The 18,542-nt window shown below is 47.0% G+C and carries 30 protein-coding genes; all 30 read right to left on the reverse strand.

Annotated elements, in window-relative coordinates; genetic code table 11:
• Window positions 1–17: 17 nt before the first annotated feature.
• A complete protein-coding gene (gene rpsK / locus KG631_RS02210) occupies window positions 18–407 on the reverse strand; it encodes a 30S ribosomal protein S11 (RefSeq protein WP_019677737.1) in 390 nt (129 codons plus the stop codon).
• A gap of 14 nt (window positions 408–421) precedes the next feature.
• Complete coding sequence (gene rpsM, locus KG631_RS02215; protein WP_019677736.1) at window positions 422–778, reverse strand: 30S ribosomal protein S13; 357 nt, start codon at window positions 776–778, stop codon at window positions 422–424.
• A gap of 128 nt (window positions 779–906) precedes the next feature.
• Complete coding sequence (gene rpmJ, locus KG631_RS02220) at window positions 907–1,020, reverse strand: 50S ribosomal protein L36 (protein ID WP_008950799.1); 114 nt, start codon at window positions 1,018–1,020, stop codon at window positions 907–909.
• A gap of 22 nt (window positions 1,021–1,042) precedes the next feature.
• Entirely contained in the window at window positions 1,043–2,371 is a 1,329-nt protein-coding gene (gene secY, locus KG631_RS02225; protein WP_213995037.1) for a preprotein translocase subunit SecY, read from the reverse strand.
• A 15-nt stretch (window positions 2,372–2,386) separates the two neighbouring features.
• Entirely contained in the window at window positions 2,387–2,821 is a 435-nt protein-coding gene (gene rplO / locus KG631_RS02230) for a 50S ribosomal protein L15 (protein ID WP_019677734.1), read from the reverse strand.
• Between the two features lie 3 nt (window positions 2,822–2,824).
• Window positions 2,825–3,007 (reverse strand): 50S ribosomal protein L30, encoded by a 183-nt coding sequence (gene rpmD / locus KG631_RS02235; RefSeq protein ID WP_097113077.1) that lies wholly within the window; start codon window positions 3,005–3,007, stop codon window positions 2,825–2,827.
• Between the two features lie 6 nt (window positions 3,008–3,013).
• Complete coding sequence (rpsE, locus tag KG631_RS02240; protein ID WP_019677733.1) at window positions 3,014–3,517, reverse strand: 30S ribosomal protein S5; 504 nt, start codon at window positions 3,515–3,517, stop codon at window positions 3,014–3,016.
• Window positions 3,518–3,526: 9 nt separating this feature from the next.
• The gene (gene rplR / locus KG631_RS02245; RefSeq protein WP_019677732.1) at window positions 3,527–3,877 is read right to left on the reverse strand and encodes a 50S ribosomal protein L18; all 351 of its coding nucleotides are present in this window, start codon (window positions 3,875–3,877) and stop codon (window positions 3,527–3,529) included.
• Window positions 3,878–3,886: 9 nt separating this feature from the next.
• Window positions 3,887–4,420 (reverse strand): 50S ribosomal protein L6, encoded by a 534-nt coding sequence (rplF, locus tag KG631_RS02250; protein WP_213995038.1) that lies wholly within the window; start codon window positions 4,418–4,420, stop codon window positions 3,887–3,889.
• A gap of 15 nt (window positions 4,421–4,435) precedes the next feature.
• Complete coding sequence (rpsH, locus tag KG631_RS02255) at window positions 4,436–4,828, reverse strand: 30S ribosomal protein S8 (protein WP_213995039.1); 393 nt, start codon at window positions 4,826–4,828, stop codon at window positions 4,436–4,438.
• A 21-nt stretch (window positions 4,829–4,849) separates the two neighbouring features.
• Entirely contained in the window at window positions 4,850–5,155 is a 306-nt protein-coding gene (rpsN, locus tag KG631_RS02260; protein WP_019677729.1) for a 30S ribosomal protein S14, read from the reverse strand.
• An 11-nt stretch (window positions 5,156–5,166) separates the two neighbouring features.
• Window positions 5,167–5,706: a 50S ribosomal protein L5 gene (rplE, locus tag KG631_RS02265; RefSeq protein WP_213995040.1), complete on the reverse strand. Its 540-nt coding sequence runs from the start codon at window positions 5,704–5,706 to the stop codon at window positions 5,167–5,169.
• Window positions 5,707–5,725: 19 nt separating this feature from the next.
• A complete protein-coding gene (rplX, locus tag KG631_RS02270; RefSeq protein ID WP_019677727.1) occupies window positions 5,726–6,040 on the reverse strand; it encodes a 50S ribosomal protein L24 in 315 nt (104 codons plus the stop codon).
• A gap of 9 nt (window positions 6,041–6,049) precedes the next feature.
• Window positions 6,050–6,418 carry a 50S ribosomal protein L14 gene (rplN, locus tag KG631_RS02275; RefSeq protein WP_019677726.1) on the reverse strand — a complete coding sequence of 123 codons (369 nt, stop codon included), beginning with the start codon at window positions 6,416–6,418 and terminating at the stop codon, window positions 6,050–6,052.
• Between the two features lie 167 nt (window positions 6,419–6,585).
• A complete protein-coding gene (gene rpsQ, locus KG631_RS02280; protein ID WP_213995041.1) occupies window positions 6,586–6,840 on the reverse strand; it encodes a 30S ribosomal protein S17 in 255 nt (84 codons plus the stop codon).
• A complete protein-coding gene (gene rpmC, locus KG631_RS02285) occupies window positions 6,840–7,031 on the reverse strand; it encodes a 50S ribosomal protein L29 (RefSeq protein WP_019677724.1) in 192 nt (63 codons plus the stop codon). The genes rpsQ and rpmC overlap by 1 nt, the downstream gene beginning before the upstream one ends.
• Complete coding sequence (rplP, locus tag KG631_RS02290; RefSeq protein WP_019677723.1) at window positions 7,031–7,444, reverse strand: 50S ribosomal protein L16; 414 nt, start codon at window positions 7,442–7,444, stop codon at window positions 7,031–7,033. The genes rpmC and rplP overlap by 1 nt, the downstream gene beginning before the upstream one ends.
• Before the next feature lie 12 nt (window positions 7,445–7,456).
• Window positions 7,457–8,170, reverse strand: coding sequence for a 30S ribosomal protein S3 (gene rpsC, locus KG631_RS02295; protein ID WP_019677722.1), 714 nt, complete (start codon window positions 8,168–8,170; stop codon window positions 7,457–7,459).
• A 9-nt stretch (window positions 8,171–8,179) separates the two neighbouring features.
• Window positions 8,180–8,512: a 50S ribosomal protein L22 gene (gene rplV, locus KG631_RS02300; protein ID WP_019677721.1), complete on the reverse strand. Its 333-nt coding sequence runs from the start codon at window positions 8,510–8,512 to the stop codon at window positions 8,180–8,182.
• A gap of 10 nt (window positions 8,513–8,522) precedes the next feature.
• Window positions 8,523–8,801 carry a 30S ribosomal protein S19 gene (rpsS, locus tag KG631_RS02305; protein ID WP_019677720.1) on the reverse strand — a complete coding sequence of 93 codons (279 nt, stop codon included), beginning with the start codon at window positions 8,799–8,801 and terminating at the stop codon, window positions 8,523–8,525.
• Between the two features lie 16 nt (window positions 8,802–8,817).
• Window positions 8,818–9,642, reverse strand: a complete 825-nt coding sequence (gene rplB / locus KG631_RS02310; RefSeq protein ID WP_213995042.1) for a 50S ribosomal protein L2 — start codon at window positions 9,640–9,642, stop codon at window positions 8,818–8,820.
• Window positions 9,643–9,658: 16 nt separating this feature from the next.
• Window positions 9,659–9,961 (reverse strand): 50S ribosomal protein L23, encoded by a 303-nt coding sequence (gene rplW, locus KG631_RS02315; protein WP_019677718.1) that lies wholly within the window; start codon window positions 9,959–9,961, stop codon window positions 9,659–9,661.
• Window positions 9,958–10,563 (reverse strand): 50S ribosomal protein L4, encoded by a 606-nt coding sequence (rplD, locus tag KG631_RS02320; protein WP_046555265.1) that lies wholly within the window; start codon window positions 10,561–10,563, stop codon window positions 9,958–9,960. Before rplD ends, rplW begins: the two co-directional genes overlap by 4 nt.
• Before the next feature lie 18 nt (window positions 10,564–10,581).
• A complete protein-coding gene (gene rplC / locus KG631_RS02325) occupies window positions 10,582–11,220 on the reverse strand; it encodes a 50S ribosomal protein L3 (protein WP_213995043.1) in 639 nt (212 codons plus the stop codon).
• Window positions 11,221–11,249: 29 nt separating this feature from the next.
• Complete coding sequence (gene rpsJ, locus KG631_RS02330; RefSeq protein WP_019677715.1) at window positions 11,250–11,561, reverse strand: 30S ribosomal protein S10; 312 nt, start codon at window positions 11,559–11,561, stop codon at window positions 11,250–11,252.
• Between the two features lie 247 nt (window positions 11,562–11,808).
• The gene (locus tag KG631_RS02335) at window positions 11,809–12,672 is read right to left on the reverse strand and encodes a phospholipase A (RefSeq protein WP_213995044.1); all 864 of its coding nucleotides are present in this window, start codon (window positions 12,670–12,672) and stop codon (window positions 11,809–11,811) included.
• Window positions 12,673–12,735: 63 nt separating this feature from the next.
• Window positions 12,736–14,475 (reverse strand): acyl-CoA dehydrogenase, encoded by a 1,740-nt coding sequence (locus KG631_RS02340; RefSeq protein WP_213995045.1) that lies wholly within the window; start codon window positions 14,473–14,475, stop codon window positions 12,736–12,738.
• 150 nt (window positions 14,476–14,625) lie between these two features.
• Window positions 14,626–15,810, reverse strand: coding sequence for an elongation factor Tu (gene tuf, locus KG631_RS02345; RefSeq protein ID WP_097113087.1), 1,185 nt, complete (start codon window positions 15,808–15,810; stop codon window positions 14,626–14,628).
• 57 nt (window positions 15,811–15,867) lie between these two features.
• Window positions 15,868–17,970 (reverse strand): elongation factor G, encoded by a 2,103-nt coding sequence (gene fusA / locus KG631_RS02350; RefSeq protein WP_213995046.1) that lies wholly within the window; start codon window positions 17,968–17,970, stop codon window positions 15,868–15,870.
• A 27-nt stretch (window positions 17,971–17,997) separates the two neighbouring features.
• The gene (rpsG, locus tag KG631_RS02355) at window positions 17,998–18,468 is read right to left on the reverse strand and encodes a 30S ribosomal protein S7 (protein ID WP_019677788.1); all 471 of its coding nucleotides are present in this window, start codon (window positions 18,466–18,468) and stop codon (window positions 17,998–18,000) included.
• Window positions 18,469–18,542: the final 74 nt, after the last annotated feature.

Raw genomic sequence — 18,542 nt, forward strand, 5'->3', positions numbered from 1 at the left:
TCCGTGAAGCGCTGTAATTACACGCGACGTTTTTTAGGGGGACGGCATCCGTTATGCGGGATAGGCGTCACGTCGGTGATATTTGTAATGCGGTATCCAGCGGCATTAAGGGCACGAATCGCTGATTCGCGGCCAGGGCCAGGACCATTTACAAACACTTCAAGGTTCTTAAGACCATATTCTAACGCAGCAGTACCGGCACGTTCAGCAGCTACCTGAGCAGCGAACGGCGTTGACTTACGCGAGCCACGGAAACCTGAACCGCCAGAAGTTGCCCAGCAAAGAGCGTTACCCTGACGATCGGTGATCGTAACGATGGTATTGTTGAAAGAGGCATGGATATGAGCCATACCATCAGAAACTTGCTTTTTTACCCGTTTACGAGTACGAACTGGTGCTTTTGCCATGTTATTACCCCGTCCTATTTCTTAATCGCTTTGCGTGGACCTTTACGGGTGCGCGCATTGGTCTTAGTTCTCTGACCACGAACTGGCAGACTACGACGGTGGCGTAAGCCACGGTAACAACCAAGATCCATTAAACGTTTAATGTTTAATGTCACTTCACGGCGTAAGTCACCTTCAACGGTGTACTTAGCAACTTCGTCACGAAGCGTATCTAACTGCGCATCAGATAATGCAGCAATTTTCATACTTTCTTCGATACCCACAGCAGCTAAAATTGATTTAGCGCGGGTTTTACCGATACCATAAACATACGTTAAAGAGATAACTGCATGTTTATTATCGGGGATGTTAATGCCAGCGATACGGGCCACTAACGTTCTCCTATAAAAAATTAAAAGGTGCCAATTTGAAAAGCCCGTAAGGATACTCAAATGGCGCTCATATTGCAAACAATTAACGGGCCGAACGCAATGTTCAGCCCGATAAACTGTTTTCTACCTTAACCCTGGCGCTGTTTGTGCTTAGGTTCACTGCAGATTACCCGCACAACATTGTTGCGCTTGATAACTTTGCAGTTACGGCAGATCTTCTTAACGGAAGCTCGTACTTTCATAACTTAACTCCGCAAATATATCTTAACGGCTATAGCCTTTAAGATTTGCCTTTTTAAGCACAGAATCATACTGATGTGACATCAGATGGGTCTGTACCTGTGCCATAAAGTCCATAATTACCACCACGATAATCAGTAATGATGTACCGCCGAAGTAAAATTGCACATTCCATGCAACCATCATGAACTCGGGAACCAAACAGATAAAAGTAATATACAAAGCACCTGCTAAGGTTAACCGGGTCATCACTTTATCAATGTATTTTGATGTCTGCTCACCAGGACGGATCCCAGGGATAAAAGCACCGGATTTCTTCAGGTTGTCTGCTGTATCACGCGGATTAAACACCAACGCAGTATAAAAGAAACAGAAGAAAATGATAGCCGCCGAGTATAACATCATATACAGCGGTTGTCCCGGAGATAAAGCTAGCGACACTTCCTGCAGGAAGTTAGCAACCATACCTTCGCCTGTACCAAACCAACTGGCAATAGTGCCTGGAAACAGAATAATGCTTGACGCAAATATTGGTGGAATAACCCCGGCCATATTCACCTTTAACGGCAAATGGCTGCTTTGCGCGGCAAACACCTGACGGCCCTGCTGACGCTTAGCATAGTTAACCACAATACGACGCTGGCCGCGTTCAAAGAACACCACAAACCAGGTAATCGCAATAACAATTACGCCAATAGCAACTAATAGTAAAAAGTGCAAATCGCCCTGACGTGCCATCTCAATCGTCTGGCCAATGGCAGACGGGAAGCCAGCAACAATACCGGTGAAAATAAGCAGCGATATACCATTACCAATGCCACGCTCAGTAATTTGTTCACCTAACCACATTAAGAACATGGTACCGGTAACCAAACTGATGATAGCAGTAAAGTAAAATGCAAAGCCCGGGTTAAGCACTAACCCCGGCATCATATTTGGCAGGCCAGTGGCTATACCAATAGACTGCAATATCGCTAAACCTAAAGTACCGTAACGGGTGTACTGGTTTATCTTGCGCTTACCGGCTTCGCCTTCTTTTTTCAGTTCGGCCAAATGCGGATGCATCACGGTCAACAACTGAACAATAATTGAAGCTGATATATAGGGCATAATACCCAGCGCAAAAACAGAAGCCCGCTCAAGTGCACCACCGCTGAACATGTTAAACATTTCAACGATGGTGCCTTTTTGTTGCTCGAATAACTGAGCCAGCACGTTGGCGTCAATTCCAGGAATTGGCACAAAGGAGCCTAACCGAAAAACGATTATGGCCAAAAGTACAAATAACAGACGGGATTTCAGCTCGCTGAATCCGCCTTTTGCACCTCTTGAGTCCGAACCTGGTTTAGCCATAGCGTACTATCCTTATTATTCTTCGACTTTACCGCCGGCGGCTTCGATGGCTGCGCGCGCGCCTTTAGTTACGCCTAAACCTTTTACAGTCACTGGACGAGTAAGCTCGCCAGACAGCACAACTTTAGCGAACTTAACAGTGCGAGAAATGATGTTAGCTTCCATTAAGGTTGCTAAATCAACTACGTCACCATTAACTGCAGCCAGCTCGTGTAACCGGACTTCAGCAGAAACCAGAGATTTCTGCGAAGTGAAACCGAACTTAGGTAAGCGTTGTTTCAATGGCATTTGACCGCCTTCGAAACCAGGACGCACTTTACCGCCTGAACGTGACTTCAGACCTTTGTGACCGCGACCTGCAGTTTTACCTAAGCCAGAACCGATACCACGGCCTACGCGTTTTTTATCTTTCTTTGCACCTGGTGCGGGAGAAAGTGTATTTAACAGCATCTTTTACTCCTCCACTTTAACCATGTAATACACAGCGTTAATCATGCCACGAACTGAAGGTGTATCTTCAACTTCGACAGTATGATTAATACGGCGCAAACCTAAACCCGATAACGATGCACGATGCTTCGGTAAACGACCGATGCTCGATTTAGTCTGGGTTACTTTAATTGTCTTCTTCGCCATGGCAAATTACCCCAAAATGTCATCAACGCGTAAACCGCGTTTAGCTGCCACTTGCGCCGGTGACTTCACTGAAGCCAGGGCATTGATGGTAGCGCGAACTACGTTAATTGGGTTAGTTGAGCCGTAACACTTAGACAGAATGTTCTGGATACCCGCTACTTCTAATACGGCGCGCATTGCACCGCCAGCGATCAAACCAGTACCTTCTGATGCAGGCTTCATAAATACATTAGAGCCTGAATGCACACCACGAGTTGGGTGGTGCAAAGTGTGACCATTTAACTCAACCTGGGTCATGTTGCGACGTGCTTTTTCCATTGCTTTTTGAATAGCAGCGGGTACTTCACGTGCTTTACCATAACCGAAACCAACGCGGCCGTTGCCGTCACCGACTACAGTCAACGCAGTAAAGGAGAAAATACGACCACCTTTAACTACTTTTGACACGCGGTTTACTGCAACAAGCTTCTCTTGTAAATCAGATTGTTGTTTAGCTTCTTCGTTAGCCATGAGCTACTCCTAGAACTGAAGACCGGCTTCACGCGCTGCGTCTGCTAACGCCTGCACGCGACCATGATACTGGAAGCCACTGCGGTCAAAAGCACAAGCAGTAACGCCTTTGGCTACTGCACGTTCGGCAATCGCTTTACCTACAGCCTTTGCAGCATCTACGTTACCTGTGTACTTCAATGATTCACGAATAGTTGCTTCTGCAGTAGAAGCAGCAACGATCACTTCAGCATTTGGTGCGATAAGCTGGGCGTAGATGTGACGTGGTGTACGGTGTACAACCAGGCGATTCGCACCTTGTTCGATAATGTTTCTGCGAGTGCGTTTGGCACGGCGCAGACGAGCAAGTTTCTTATCCATCGTCTTACCCTACTTTTTCTTCGCTTCTTTACGACGCACGTTTTCATTCGCATAACGAACACCTTTGCCTTTATAAGGCTCTGGTTTACGGTATGCCCGGATGTTTGCAGCAACTTGACCAACTAATTGTTTGTCAGCACCCTTTACCACGACTTCAGTCTGGGTAGGTGTTTCGATAGTGATACCTTGCGGGATCTCGAACACTACAGGGTGTGAAAAGCCCAGGCTCAGGTTTAACACCTTACCTTCTGCTTTTGCACGGTAACCAACACCAACTAGTTCCAGCTTCTGAGCGAAACCTTCACTAACACCTGTTACCAGGTTATTGATCAATGCACGGGCAGTACCCGCTTGTGCGTTTGCATTTTCGAAACCGTCGCGTGGAGTGGTACGTAAAACGTTACCTTCGACAACGATCTCAACTGCTGGGTTAACATCTACTGTTAACTCGCCGTTTTTGCCCTTCAGCGTCACAACCTGACCATTTTGCGTTAAAGTAACGCCGGTTGGTATAGTGACTGGGGCCTTAGCAACACGAGACATAGATTACTACCTCCGTTACGCTACGTAGCCGATGATTTCGCCACCGATACCAACCTTGCGCGCAGCGCGGTCAGTCATTAGTCCTTTAGATGTTGACACAATGGCCACACCTAAACCGCCCATTACCTTAGGTAACTCGCCGCTCTTCTTATAGATTCGCAGACCTGGACGACTAACACGATCGATAGTCTCAATAACTGATTTGCCCTGGAAATACTTTAACGTAACTTCCAGCTCTGGTTTAACATCACCAGACACAGCGAAATCGCCGATGTAACCTTCGTCTTTTAATACTTTCGCGATTGACACCTTCAATTTTGAAGATGGCATTTTAACCGCAACTTTGTTGGCAGCTTGGCCGTTGCGGATGCGAGTAAACATATCCGCTACTGGATCTTGCATGCTCATAGCTCGTTACTCCCGTGATTCTTACCAGCTAGCCTTACGAAGGCCAGGAATTTCACCGCGCATAGCTGCTTCACGAACCTTAATACGGCTCATTCCGAACTTACGCAGATAACCATGTGGACGACCTGTTACACGACAACGGTTACGTTGACGTGAAGGGCTGGAATCACGCGGCAACGTCTGTAGCTTCAGAACTGCTGCCCAACGATCTTCATCAGAAGTTGCTGGATTCGCAATCAGGTCTTTCAGCTCATGACGCTTTGCAGCGAATTTGGCTACCAGTTGTGCACGCTTTACTTCGCGAGCTTTCATTGATTGTTTTGCCATGACCCTACACCTTATTTCTTGAACGGGAAGTTAAACGCGGCAAGTAAAGCACGTCCTTCGTCATCGCTACGAGCGGTAGTCGTAATAGTGATATCTAAACCACGTACTGCATCTACTTTATCGTATTCGATTTCTGGGAAAATGATTTGCTCACGTACACCCATGCTGTAGTTACCACGGCCATCAAATGACTTCGGGTTTACACCGCGGAAATCACGAATACGTGGGATAGCAATAGAGACTAAACGCTCTAAAAAATCCCACATACGCTCGCCGCGCAGGGTCACTTTTGCGCCAATAGGGTAGCCTTCACGGATTTTGAAACCTGCTACAGATTTACGAGCCTTAGTGATAAGTGGCTTTTGGCCAGCAATAGCGGTTAAATCCGCTACGGCGTTATCAAGGATCTTTTTATCTGCAACCGCTTCACCCACACCCATATTGAGCGTGATTTTAACAATCCGAGGGACTTGCATGACGCTGGTGTAGCCAAACTGTTTAAACAGTTCTGGGACTACGGTGTCTTTATAAATTTCATGCAGTTTCGCCATCGTATTACTCCAATAGCAATTAGATTACTTCATTATTCGATTTGAAGAAGCGAACTTTCTTGCCATCTTCAAAGCGGAAACCTACGCGATCAGCTTTACCCGTTTTAGGGTTAAAAATCGCTACATTTGAAACATGAATAGAGGCTTCTTTCTCAACGATACCACCCGGGGTATTAAGCGCAGGAACAGGTTTCTGATGCTTTTTTACCAGGTTAACGCCTGAGATATAAACACGGTTTTCAGAAAGTAATACTTTCGTCACTTTGCCGCGTTTGCCCTTGTCCTTACCAGTAAGAACAACCACCTCATCATCACGACGGATTTTACTAGCCATTGTGACTCCTTACAGTACTTCTGGTGCCAGTGACACGATCTTCATAAACTTATCGCCACGAAGTTCACGTGTTACAGGTCCGAAAATACGTGTGCCGATCGGTTCCAGCTTAGTGTTCAACAACACTGCTGCATTGCGATCAAAACGGATTAATGACCCGTCCTGACGACGTACGCCTTTGCGTGTACGCACCACCACTGCATTCAGAACGTCACCTTTTTTAACCTTACCGCGAGGAATTGCTTCCTTAACAGTAATTTTAATGACGTCACCAATTGCGGCATAACGGCGATGCGAACCACCTAAGACCTTAATACACATTACGCTGCGCGCGCCGCTGTTGTCTGCGACTTCCAGCATAGATTGCATCTGGATCATCTTAGTGCTCCGCTATTCTACTATATAGCCCTCTCGGACTACGCTGCTTACGATAATAAATACCCCCCAGATAGAAGGGCGCGTGATTATAACAGCACTTTTACTAAATGGATAGTTTAATAATAAAAAACGGCCCCACGGGGCCGTTTCTTGCAGTGACTTAACAATTAAGTCGCTGATTCAACTACCGCTACCAGGGTCCATGACTTAGTCTTGGACAGAGGACGACATTCACGGATTGTGACAACATCGCCTTCTTTACACTGATTGGTTTCGTCATGTACGTGCAGTTTGGTAGTACGCTTGATGAATTTCCCATAAATAGGGTGCTTCACAGAACGTTCGATAGCAACGGTGATAGACTTGTCCATCTTGTTACTGATCACTTTACCTTGCAGCGTACGGATATTCGCTTCAGTCATTACGCACCTGCCTTCTCGGTTAAGATAGTCTTAACGCGCGCGATATCACGACGCACCTGCTTCAATAAATGTGTCTGAGCTAACTGACCAGTAGCTGCTTGCATGCGCATATTGAACTGCTCACGTAACAGACCTAATAATTCAGCGTTTAACTCTTCTACACTTTTCGATTTTAATTCGCTGGCTTTCATCACATTACCGTCCGCGTTACAAAGGTTGTCTTAAATGGAAGCTTAGCAGCAGCAAGCGTAAATGCATGACGCGCTAACTCTTCAGACACACCGTCCATTTCGTACAGAACTTTGCCAGGTTTAATCTGACATACCCAGTACTCAACAGAACCTTTACCACTACCCATCCGTACTTCCAGCGGCTTAGCAGTAATTGGCTTATCTGGGAACACACGGATCCAGATTTTACCAACACGCTTTACAGCCCGCGTCATAGCACGACGTGCAGATTCGATTTGACGTGAAGTCATTTGACCACGTTCTAATGATTTCAGTGCATAAGTACCGAAAGATACTTTATCGCCTACCTGGGCTAAACCACGGTTACGACCTTTGTGCACTTTACGAAATTTTGTACGTTTTGGTTGCAACATCGCTCAATACCCCTACTTAGCCTTACGTGCCGGTTTTTTCGGCGCTTTAGGCTGGTTGTTATTGTTAGCGTTGTTGGTGTTGCTGCTTAATGGCAGAGCTCCTAAGATCTCGCCTTTAAAAATCCACACCTTAACACCAATGATACCGTAAGTAGTTAAAGCTTCTGAGGTGTTGTAATCAATGTCAGCGCGCAGGGTGTGCAGTGGCACACGACCTTCACGATACCATTCATCACGGGCAATCTCAGCGCCGCCTAAACGGCCACTTACCTGCACCTTGATACCTTTAGCGCCAATCCGCATGGCGTTTTGTACTGCGCGCTTCATAGCACGACGGAACATAACGCGACGCTCTAGCTGGCTGCTGATTGAATCAGCGACTAATTTGGCATCTAATTCAGGCTTGCGGATTTCAGAGATATTGATCTGCGCAGGTACACCAGCAATAGCGGCAACTTGCTTGCGGATCTTCTCAACGTCTTCACCTTTCTTACCGATAATTACGCCTGGACGAGCAGTGTGAATAGTCACACGGATGCTTTTCGCAGGACGTTCAATATCAATCCGGCTTACTGAAGCGGCTTTCAATTGCTTCGTCAGGTACTGACGAACTTTGTAGTCACCGTTTAAGAAATCCGGGAAATCTTTTGTATTCGCGAACCAGGTTGAGCTCCATGGCTTAGTGATACCTAGGCGAATACCATTAGGATGTACTTTCTGTCCCATTTCTATCTCCTAGTTATCAGCTACAACCACAGTAATGTGGCTGGTGCGCTTAACAATACGGTCAGCACGACCTTTAGCGCGTGGCTTAATCCGTTTCATGGAAGGACCTTCATCGATGAAGATGGTCTTCACTTTCAACGTATCAATATCCGCACCTTCGTTGTGCTCAGCGTTGGCAATGGCTGATAAAAGAACCTTTTTAACTAACTCAGCAGCTTTCTTCGGGCTGTAAGTCAGTACGTTCAGCGCCTTATCTACTGACAATCCACGCACCTGGTCAGCGACCAGACGGGTTTTCTGTGCAGAAGAACGGGCAAATTTGTGTTTAGCTAATGCTTGCATCATTTACCCCTTAGCGCTTCTTGGCCTTTTTGTCGGCTGCATGACCACGGTAAGTACGAGTAGGTGCAAATTCACCTAACTTGTGACCAACCATCTCTTCCGAGACAAACACCGGTACATGTTGACGACCATTATGGACAGCGATGGTCAAACCGATCATATCAGGTATGATCATTGAACGACGGCTCCAAGTCTTTATAGGCTTCTTGTCACCGCTTTCCAACGCTTTCTCTACCTTCTTCAGCAAGTGAAGGTCAATAAATGGACCTTTCTTGAGAGAACGTGGCATGGCAATTCCTCACAAATTATTTATCACGACGACGTACGATAAGTTTATCAGTACGCTTGTTTGAACGAGTTTTGTAGCCTTTAGTTGGTACGCCCCATGGAGTAACAGGGTGACGACCACCAGAAGTCTTACCTTCACCACCACCGTGTGGGTGGTCAACCGGGTTCATTACTACACCACGTACGGTTGGGCGAATGCCGCGCCAGCGCATAGCACCAGCTTTACCGTATTGACGTAACATGTGCTCGGCATTACCGATTTCACCGATAGTCGCGCGACAATCCGCTAATACTTTACGTACTTCGCCGCTACGCAGACGCAGAGTGACATACTCACCGTCGCGTGCCAGGATCTGTACGAAAGCACCGGCTGAACGAGCCAGCTGGCCGCCCTTACCTGGTTTCATTTCGATATTGTGCACAACCTGACCTACCGGGATATTCCGCAGTGGCAAAGTGTTACCCGCTTTAATAGGCGAGTCCATACCAGAAATAATTGAATCACCAGCTTTCAGGCCTTTAGGGGCCAGAATGTAACGACGCTCACCGTCTGCATACAGGACTAAAGCGATGTTAGCCGTACGATTTGGATCGTATTCTAAGCGTTCAACTTTAGCCGGGATACCGTCTTTAGTGCGTTTGAAGTCGACAACACGATAATGTTGCTTATGACCACCACCGATATGACGGGTAGTGATACGACCTTTGTTGTTACGACCACCAGTTTTAACGTTCTTCTCTAACAAAGGAGCATAAGGCTTGCCTTTGTACAGGTCAGGGTTAACCACTTTTAATACGTGGCGACGACCTGGTGACGTAGGTTTACACTTTACAAGTGCCATTTCCTAACTCCTCTTCTTACTCAGCGCCGCCAACGAAATCGATTTCGCTGCCTTCTTTAAGAGTAACGTAAGCTTTTTTCCAATCGCTACGCTTGCCCATCCGCGCACCAGTGCGCTTGGTCTTACCCTTAACATTAACAGTGCGAACACCCACTACTTCTGTTTCAAACAGTTTTTCTACGGCAGCTTTAATATCAGCTTTAGTAGAAGTAGTAGATACCTTGAAAACGATAGTGTTGTTGTTTTCTGCCGCATTAGTTGCTTTTTCAGAAACGTGCGGAGCCAGAATCACTTTCAGTAAACGTTCTTCACGGATCATGCTAACAGCTCCTCAAGTTGTTTAACTGCAGCAGCAGTCATTAACACTTTGTCGAATGCGATTAAGCTGACCGGGTCGATACCGTGTACGTCACGTACGTCAACCTTGTACAGGTTACGTGCAGATAAGAACAGGTTCTCATCTACTTCGTTAGTCACAATTAATACGTCTTTCAGATCCATCGCCTTTAATTTGGCAGATAAATCTTTGGTTTTCGGGGTGTCAACGGCGAAGTTTTCAACCACGATTAACCGTTCCTGACGAACTAATTCAGACAGAATGCTCATGATCGCACCGCGATACATTTTACGGTTTACTTTCTGGCTGTGATCTTGTGGCTTAGCCGCAAATGTCACACCGCCTCCGCGCCATATTGGGCTACGGATTGTACCAGCACGGGCACGGCCTGTACCCTTCTGGCGCCATGGCTTCTTGCCGCCACCGCGAACTTCTGAACGAGTTAACTGTGCACGGGTACCCTGACGGGCGCCAGCTGCATAAGCAACTACTACCTGGTGTACCAGAGCTTCGTTAAACTCACGTCCAAAGGTAGCTTCGGAAACTTCAAGAGCGCCTTGAGCGTCTCGTAATGCTAATTCCATCACTTATCTCCTCAGACGTTAGCTTTTAACAGCTGGTTTAACGATCACGTCACCGCCGATAGCACCAGGCACTGCGCCTTTTACTAACAGAATGTTACGCTCTGCGTCTACACGAACCACTTCCAGCGATTGCACGGTTACCCGCTCAGCACCTAAGTGACCAGCCATTTTTTTACCTTTGAATACTTTACCAGGTGATTGGTTTTGACCAATAGAACCTGGGGCACGGTGTGACAAAGAGTTACCGTGAGTAGCATCCTGGGTACGGAAATTCCAGCGCTTAACAGCACCAGCAAAACCTTTACCTTTTGATGTGCCAGACACATCAACTTTTTTCGTTTCTGCGAAAATATCCACAGTAATCTCGCTGCCAACCTGGATGTCAGCGCCTTCGTTGTCTTGCAGGCGGAATTCCCACAGACCACGACCAGCATCAACACCCACTTTCGCGAAGTGACCCGCTTCAGGTTTGTTCAGGCGGTTAGCCTTAATAGAACCAGCAGTCACTTGCAGCGCGCTATAGCCTTCAACGTCTTGCGTTTTAACAGCAGTAACGCGGTTTGGTGTTGCTTCGATTACGGTTACAGGGATTGATACGCCATCTTCAGTGAAGATGCGTGTCATGCCCACTTTACGACCGATTAGACCGATAGCCATTTCCTAAACCTCTCTAAAAACCTGTCTGATTAACCCAGGCTAATTTGAACGTCAACGCCAGCAGGCAGATCTAAACGCATCAGCGCATCAACCGTTTTCTCGGTTGGTTCAACGATGTCGATTAAACGCTTGTGGGTACGGATTTCGTACTGGTCACGCGCATCTTTATTGACGTGAGGAGAAATCAGAACAGTGAAACGTTCCTGACGGGTTGGCAGTGGAATAGGACCACGGACCTGGGCGCCAGTACGCTTAGCTGTGTCAACGATTTCCATAGTTGACTGATCGATCAAGCGGTGATCGAACGCTTTCAGACGGATGCGTATCCTTTGACTACTCATGTATCAAAGCCTCAAAGAGCAAAAAGAGCAAAAATAAACATAAGCCATAACCCTAATTGGGTATGCTTATGCACCAAAGTACCAGTTGCTCCCCAATCGGGAGCATTGTCGAACAGTTAATTCAGCCTGAAGCAAGTTCAGCGCTGTTAACTGTTGCAGCCATAATTAAATCGACTGGCCGCGTATTATACTGAAATCAGCCATTAACGCAAGTGTTGTTTATAATTTGCGCTGTCTTTTGTGCTAATCAGAGAATATCATTTAATTCAAAACCGATACCAAAACGGGTCACCGAACGGTCGTAGTCAATCAGGCTCTCGCCATAACCATTAAACAGCTCGACATATAAACGGATATGCCGGTTAAATGGCCGGGAGTACGACAAACGCAGCGCACCTTTATTATCGCTGCGTAGATTGTTACGCAGCATTAGCCGCCAGGTGGCATCATCCTGCTTATAAGCAGCGGATAACTCAAACCAACCCATGTATTTAGTAATGTCCGGGTTATCATCGCCTTTCGGGTCGTCCACAGCGGTTTTTCTCTGCTCGTTAAAACGATACCAGGGCTCAAAGTTGATAAAAACATTACCTATCGACGTTACCCAGCTTAATTTTAAACGATTCCAGCTGCGCGAGAGCTCACCAGCACGACCATTAGATTGGTGAGATAGGCTTAAACTAATGATCCGGCTGGCCGCTTCTTCATAATTACGGTAATGCGGCAGCATTAAGATAAGTTCCGGCTCGTAATTGGTCTCCCGAAAAGGTGATGATACCCTGGAATTATAAGCCTGCCAGTAAGCCTGCTGGGTAAAGGCGAAAAACAGATAACCATTGTCTTTATAAATCTTGGTCCACAGGGGGGTTTTCAGGCTTAGTTGAAACTTTGCTTCGACGTTGTCTGATTGTGCACTTACCCCGTCTCGATTCAACGTACCAGCAATACCATCCACATACGTCAATGGCATCAGATAGTTCGTTTCATGCGGCAGCAGAGTAAAAGGTTCATACTCATCCCATTGCTCTGCTTTTAATCTTTTGTCCAGTGCATCAGCGGCAAACAATGGCAGGGTTACCCATAATAGCAGGCAAGCAAACACTAACTTCATAGTGGTCCTTAAATCAAATCTCTTATACAGCTTGCAGGTCTTTCGCTACTGCAGCAACTTCGACTAATAGTTTTCAGGCGCCAGATTGTACAACATGGCGCAATCAGCGTTCAGAACAGCGCTGATACCAGCTACTTTTGGTAAAATCCGGCTGAAGTACCAACTTGCAGTATGGGTTTTAGCGTCTATAAAATCACGACTATGTTTATCTTTATCCAGGGCCAGCAGATTTTTATACCACATGTAGCCATATAATGTGTAGGAGACCAGTGTCAGATAGTCACATGCAGCGCCAGCCAGCACGGTATTTTCTTTATTCAGGAGCTCAATTGTCAGTTGTCGCAACTCACCAATTATCATGACTAATGGCTTAGCCAACGCATGCGGCTTTTCTGTCAATTCAGTAGAGATGTCATCCAACAAGCTAAACAACACTGCGCCGTTATCTGCTGCGACTTTACGAAGCATAAAATCAGCAGCCTGGATACCATTGGTACCCTCATAAATCTGCGCTATGCGAACATCGCGAACCAGTTGCTCCATGCCCCACTCTTTAACATAACCGTGGCCACCAAATACCTGCTGGGCACTGACACAGGCATCAAAACCCTGATCGGTCATGAAAGCTTTCGCTATAGGTGTCAGTAGATTAGCGCGCTGACCAGAAACCACACAGTTATCATATTTAGATTTATCCAGCAGTGCAGCAACCCAGGTAGCGAAAGTACGCCCTGCTTCGTTGATGGCTTTGATGTTCAGCAGCATCCGCTGCACATCAGGGTGGCCGATAATTGGCTGGGCTTTATTGGCGTCCTGTTCGTTGATCCGTCCTTGCAAGCGGTCTTTGGCATAAGCCAATGCATTCTGATAAGCCCGCTCGGCAGCACCCAGGCCCTGGCTACCCATCGACAGCCGCTCATAATTCATCATGGTAAACATGCAACTTAAACCACGATGGGGCTCACCAATCAAAAACCCTTTAGCATCATCAAAATTCAGGACGCAAGTCGCCGAACCATTAATGCCCATTTTATGCTCGATAGAACCGACACTAACCTTGTTGGGCTCGCCCGGCTCACCATTGTTATCAAGCAGATATTTTGGCACTAAAAATAATGAAATCCCCCGACTACCAGCTGGTGCGTCAGGCAGTTTCGCCAGCACCAGATGGATAATGTTAGCTGTCAGTTCATGTTCGCCGGCGGTAATAAATATTTTTGAGCCATTTAACGCATAGCTGCCATCAGCATTTGGCTTGGCAGTAGTACGCATAATACCGAGATCAGAGCCGGCATGTGATTCGGTTAAACACATAGTGCCGGACCATTCACCACTGTATAGTTTTGGCAAATAAGTTTGTTTGGTGGTGTCATCGGCATGCTGCAACAACGCTACGCAGGCGCCTGCGGTTAAGCCAGGATATAGTGAAAAAGCAATATCGCTGCTGCAAAGCATTTCGTCGACCATCATGGATAAGGCTTTCGGCATCCCCATACCACCATATTGCGGGTCACCGCTTAAGCTGGTCCAACCGCCCTCAGCTAAGCTTTGATAGGCAGTGTAGTAATGAGCAGGCAGGCTTACCTTGCCATCAGTTAACTGTGCGCCGCGCTGATCCGCATCAGCTGAATAAGGCGCAATTTGTTGCTCGCATATTTTCGCAGCCTCTTCCAGGATGGCTTTTGCGGTATCGACCTCTATTAAGTCCTTTAACTGACCATTTGTTTGCCAGTACTGGTCTAACTGCCAGACATCAAATAAGTTAAAGGTCATATCGGTTATCGGGGCCTGATAGCTGCTCATTGCAAATTCCTCACTGGACGGATGAGTCAGTAATATGGCATATCCCTCTGGTTCAAACAAGTTTTTCAAACATGCGTTTGAATTTTATTTTGGCAACAAAAAAGGCTCCTTAGGGGAGCCTTCTTTACATTGCTGCTATTCAGTTAAGAATTAAGCAATGATTTTAGATACAACACCAGCACCTACAGTACGGCCGCCTTCACGGATTGCGAAGCGTAAACCTTCGTCCATCGCGATTGGGCAAATCAGCTCAACAACAAACTTCAGGTTGTCGCCTGGCATGACCATTTCTACGCCTTCTGGCAATTCAACTGCGCCAGTTACGTCTGTAGTACGGAAATAGAACTGTGGACGGTAGCCTTTGAAGAATGGCGTATGACGACCACCTTCTTCTTTTGACAATACGTACACTTCGCCTTCGAACTTAGTGTGTGGCTTGATTGAACCTGGCTTAGCCAATACCTGACCACGCTCTACGTCTTCACGCTTAGTACCACGTAACAACGCACCAATGTTCTCGCCGGCACGACCTTCGTCTAACAGCTTACGGAACATTTCTACACCAGTACAGGTAGTCGCTACTGTGTCTTTGATACCAACGATTTCTACTGTCTCACCGACTTTGATGATACCTTGCTCTACCCGGCCTGTTACTACAGTACCACGGCCAGCAATTGAGAATACGTCTTCGATTGGCATGATGAATGGCTTGTCAATCGCACGCACCGGCTCAGGGATGTACGTGTCTAACGCTTCGCCCAGCTCCAGAATTTTCTTTTCCCACTCAGCATCGCCTTCCAGGCCTTTCAGCGCTGAACCGCGGATTACCGGTAAATCATCACCTGGGAAGTCGTAGTCTGAAAGCAGCTCACGCACTTCCATTTCTACCAGCTCTAACAGCTCTTCGTCATCTACCATGTCACACTTGTTCATGAACACGATGATGTAAGGTACGCCTACCTGACGTGATAACAGGATGTGCTCACGTGTCTGTGGCATAGGACCATCAGTCGCCGCAACAACCAGAATTGCACCGTCCATCTGCGCCGCACCAGTGATCATGTTCTTAACATAGTCAGCGTGACCCGGGCAGTCTACGTGAGCGTAGTGACGGGTAGGGGTGTCGTATTCAACGTGTGACGTGTTGATAGTGATACCACGGGCTTTTTCTTCCGGTGCTTTGTCGATTTGATCGAAAGCAAATGCCTGACCGCCGTATGTCTTAGCTAATACGTTAGTGATAGCAGCTGTCAGAGTAGTTTTACCGTGGTCAACGTGACCGATGGTACCTACGTTTACGTGCGGTTTTACGCGTTCAAATTTAGCCTTAGCCATTTGTAGACCCTTCTATATTAAATTGTAGCCCGACTTACACCGGGCCATACTAATTGATTAGTTAGACTTACGTGCAGCGATAATCGCTTCAGTTACGTTGTTTGGTGCTTCCTGATAATTCAGAGGCTCCATTGAGTAAGAGGCGCGGCCCTGACTCAGTGAACGCATGTTGGTTGCATAACCAAACATTTCTGATAACGGAACATTTGCGTCAACGATTTTGATACCACCAGGGGCATCGTCCATACCATGAATAATACCGCGACGACGATTTAAGTCACCTACTATATCACCCATAAACTCTTCTGGCGTTACCACTTCAACTTTCATAATTGGCTCAAGTACTACCGGTTTCGCTTGCAGCGCACCTTTCTTGAAGCCCATTGAAGCAGCAACTTTAAATGCCATCTCGTTAGAGTCTACATCATGGTATGAACCATCAAAAACAGTCACTTTAACGTCGATAACCGGATAACCCGCTAATACGCCGTTTTTCATCTGTTCTTGTATACCTTTGTCGATGGCAGGAATGTATTCCTTCGGAATAACACCACCCACTACCGCGTTGACGAACTCGTAACCTGCACCTTCTTCCTGCGGTTCGATCTTCAGCCAACAGTGACCAAACTGACCGCGACCACCAGACTGACGCACAAACTTACCTTCGACTTCGGTAGCCTGGCGCAGCGTTTCACGATATGACACCTGTGGTTTACCCACGTTGGCTTCAACCTTGAATTCACGACGCATCCGGTCAACGATAATGTCTAAGTGTAATTCGCCCATACCTGAAATAATGGTCTGGCCGGTTTCTTCGTCAGTATGCACCCGGAAAGAAGGGTCTTCTGCCGCCAGTTTACCCAGCGCGACACCCATTTTTTCCTGATCAGCCTTGGTTTTTGGTTCAACGGCTACCGAGATAACCGGCTCAGGGAACTCCATACGTTCCAGAATAATGACATTATCCTGATCACACAAGGTGTCGCCTGTCGTGGTATCTTTTAAACCGATTGCGGCGGCAATATCGCCGGCACGAACTTCTTTGATCTCTTCACGGGTATTGGCATGCATTTGTACCATCCGGCCAATCCGCTCTTTCTTCTGTTTCACGGAGTTATAAATAGAGGAACCTGCCTCTACCACACCAGAGTAAACCCGGAAGAAAGTTAAGGTGCCAACGAATGGGTCAGTGGCGATCTTAAAGGCAAGTGCTGCAAAAGGTTCATCGTCACTTGAATGACGCTCCCCTTCAGACTCGTCTTCCAGAATACCATTTATCGCCTTAACCTCGGTCGGTGAAGGCAAGTATTCTATAACCGCATCCAACATAGCTTGCACGCCTTTGTTTTTAAAGGCGGAGCCACATAGTACCAATACCACTTCATTTCGTAATGTCAGTGCACGAAGGGCTGATTTGATCTCTTGTTCTGAGAACTCATCGCCTTCAAGGTAGCGCTCCATCAGGTCTTCACTGGCTTCAGCCGCAGCTTCAATCAGGTTCTGACGCCACTCTTTGCACTCTGCCAACATGTCAGACGGGATCTCTTCATAATTGAAGGTCATACCCTGGTCTTCCATGTTCCAGTTAATTGCTTTCATTTTGATCAGGTCAACCACACCACTAAAGTCGTCTTCAGCACCAATAGGCAGCTGAATAGGCACAATAGTGCTGTTAAGACGGGTCCGGGCCTGCTTCACTACCCGCAGGAAGTCAGCACCGGTCCGGTCCATCTTGTTGACAAAAATCATCCGAGGAACTTCGTACTTGTTTGCCTGACGCCATACAGTCTCAGTCTGCGGTTGCACCCCAGACGAGCCACACAGCACCACCACAGCACCATCCAACACCCGCAGCGAACGTTCAACTTCGATAGTGAAGTCAACGTGACCCGGTGTATCGATAATATTTATCCGATGCTGGTCAAACTGTGCCTGCATACCGGCCCAGAACGTCGTAGTTGCAGCCGAGGTAATTGTAATACCACGCTCCTGCTCCTGCTCCATCCAGTCCATAGTAGCGGCGCCATCGTGTACTTCACCGATCTTGTGTGAACGACCGGTGTAAAAAAGTACACGTTCAGTAGTCGTGGTTTTACCCGCATCTACATGCGCACAGATACCAATGTTGCGGTAGCGTTCTATTGGGGTTGTACGTGCCACAATAGTGTCCTCATCTTTTGAATCTGCTTACCAGCGGAAGTGAGCGAATGCTTTGTTCGCTTCGGCCATACGGTGCACGTCTTCACGCTTCTTAACCGCAGAACCTTTGTTTTCGATGGCATCCAGCATTTCACCAGCTAAACGCTGAGCCATTGATTTTTCACCACGTTTACGGGCAGCTTCTACCAACCAACGCATAGCCAGAGCATTACGACGAACCTGACGAACTTCACATGGTACCTGATAGGTTGAACCACCTACCCGACGTGATTTAACTTCGACAGTTGGACGAATGTTATCTAAAGCAACTTCGAAAAGATCAATATGCTCTTTCTTCGATTTGGTAGCTGCAATTTCTAAGGCGCCGTATACAATTGATTCGGCTGTGGATTTTTTTCCGTCGACCATAACGACATTGACAAACTTGGCAAGTAATTCACTTCCGAACTTAGGATCTGGAAGGATTTTACGTTGACCTATGACGCGTCTTCTTGGCATTCGTAACTCCGATTGCTTCAGGTGATTCCAAAACTTTTAATACATTGAAGAAAAAAAGTTGTTTAGTTTGGCCT

The organism is Arsukibacterium sp., from assembly GCF_018402695.1.
GTDB lineage: Bacteria > Pseudomonadota > Gammaproteobacteria > Enterobacterales > Alteromonadaceae > Alishewanella.